This window comes from bacterium, from assembly GCA_040755795.1.
GTDB lineage: Bacteria > UBA9089 > CG2-30-40-21 > CG2-30-40-21 > SBAY01 > JBFLXS01.
In genome coordinates this window covers 10,533-12,731 of sequence record JBFLXS010000082.1, presented here as the reverse complement: position 1 = coordinate 12,731, position 2,199 = coordinate 10,533, and the positions used below count along the sequence as shown (strand labels likewise).

Below are 2,199 nucleotides of genomic sequence, written 5' to 3'. Positions count from 1 at the left end.
AAACTTAACAAAGCAATAGGTTGTTCACCACCTTATTTTCCTTCCTTTGCGTCCTTTGCGAAATCTTCCTTTGCGCTCTTTGCGGTTAAATCTTTATACCTTTAAAAAACTTGAACATCAAGTATTACTTATCCTTCTATTATCTGTGCCTCCGGGAAAACTTTAAAAACCATATCCAATACCTTCGGACTGACTACAGTTTTTCCCTCCTCTATTGATGCTCCATCAATAAATATCGTTTTGATGTGCAGGTCACAGTTTGTTATTTTTTTAACCTGTTTTTGAATAAAGTCTTTGTTCTCAAGGCGTTCTATTCTTTCTTTATGAAATGAATCACCCCTTTTAAACCCAATGATAATGGTCTGATTAACTAAATCCGTAATCTCAGCCAATGCCAGACAGGTATCTAAAGCCGGTTTTTCATTTTTAATATTTTTTCGGATTTCTGGCCAAATATTTTTTATCTGCTCTAAAGAAAACTCTAAAGATTGATTCTCAAATTCCTTACTCGGGGCAACAACAGGTGCTTTAACCTCCTCTATTGGTTCTTTCACAAATAATTCTTTTGGCGGAGTCCAAGCAACCTCTTGTTTCACTTCCTCTATCCTGGGCTTATCTCCCTGAATCATCTTTATCAAGGCTATTTCTAATATTAATCTTGCCTGGAGTGGAAATAATCGCATATTTTCATTTGCCTTTTGAAGTGCTTCAATCAGATTTAAAAGTTGTTCCTGTCCAAGTTGTGATGATTGGCTTTCTAATAATTTTATCCCTTCTGAAGTCAGGTCAATGACTGAATCAGGACGGCAACCTGTTTTAATTATAAGTAAATTCCGTAGATGCATCATCAACTCACGAACAAACTGTGATAAATCTAATCCTTTATCAATTATTTCATTTAAGAGTTGAATTATTTTATTTGCTGAGGCGTCAATTATTGCCTCGCAAAAGGTAAATAACACCTCTTGTTTTACTATGCCGAGGATAGTTACGACATCCTCCTGTGAAACCTTATCCCCGCAATAAGAAACTACCTGGTCTAAAATAGATTCTGCATCTCGCATACTTCCTTCTGCGGCTTTGGCGATAGAAATTAATGTTAAATCGTCTATTTCGATTTTCTCTTCTTCTGCAATGTGTTTTAATAATTTACAAATTTCAGATATTGGTATTCTTTTAAAATCAAACCGTTGACATCTTGAAAGAATAGTCTGGGGAACTTTATGAGGTTCAGTAGTTGCAAAAACGAATATAACATGAGGAGGTGGTTCTTCGAGGGTTTTTAATAAGGCATTAAAAGCCTCATTGGTCAACATATGCACCTCATCAATGATATAAACTTTATATTTTGCCTTAGCCGGGAGAAATTTAACCCTTTCTCGTAATTCTCGAATCTCATCAATTCCACGATTTGATGCCCCATCTATTTCTATAACATCCATTGAATAGCCACCAGCAATCTCCTCGCAGGAAGAACATTTACCACAAGGGGTTATCGACATCCCGTTAAGGCAATTTAGACATTTAGCCAATATCCTGGCAGTTGTAGTTTTTCCCGTGCCTCGTGAACCAGTGAATAGGTATGCCTGGGCTAACCGATTAGAAGTAATGGCATTGCTTAAGGTTTCTTTAATATGTGGTTGACCGATTAATTCACTAAAAGTCTTCGGTCGATACTTTCTGGCTAAAACGAGATAAGACATTAATCACCTTTGCAAATTATTTTGAGTTGTGCAATTGAAATAAGCCGATAGGACAGGTGGTATATTTTCATCTATGCTCAGAACCTTTTTCCCCAATCAATTTTACATTAGCAATCTTACTGTGAAATCCCCAACCACTACCAGATAGTTTTATCTCTTTAATCAGTTTGGGTTTGGGTGTAAGGTCTAATAAATTATTTGAGGTGTAGATAATCCATTTATCCTGCTCAATCCTTTCCCCTATATCTGGATAATTAATCTTTGGAGCGTATAAAAACCCGTGTCGCCACAAATGAGGTTTGCCGCTAACATCAACATAATCTATCGAAATACATAGAGGATATACTCCACCTTCTTTACCATCACTCACAAGAGAGGAAGAAATTACCTTAACATCTGCCTTAAGCACTAATTGAGTATATCCAGAGACATCCTTATTTAATACCTGTCGGACGCCCATTTCACCTCGAACATAGTTAGAACCTGTGCGCTTAAT

At 36.6% G+C, this 2,199-nt stretch carries 2 protein-coding genes; both read right to left on the bottom strand.

The features are described 5' to 3' along the window. Positions 1-128 precede the first annotated feature (128 nt). On the bottom strand, positions 129-1,703 hold the full coding sequence (gene dnaX / locus AB1414_07455) for a DNA polymerase III subunit gamma/tau (protein MEW6607278.1): 1,575 nt from the start codon (positions 1,701-1,703) through the stop codon (positions 129-131). A 67-nt stretch (positions 1,704-1,770) separates the two neighbouring features. After that, positions 1,771-2,199: hypothetical protein (locus tag AB1414_07450; GenBank protein MEW6607277.1), on the bottom strand; the 429-nt coding region annotated here is incomplete at its 5' end.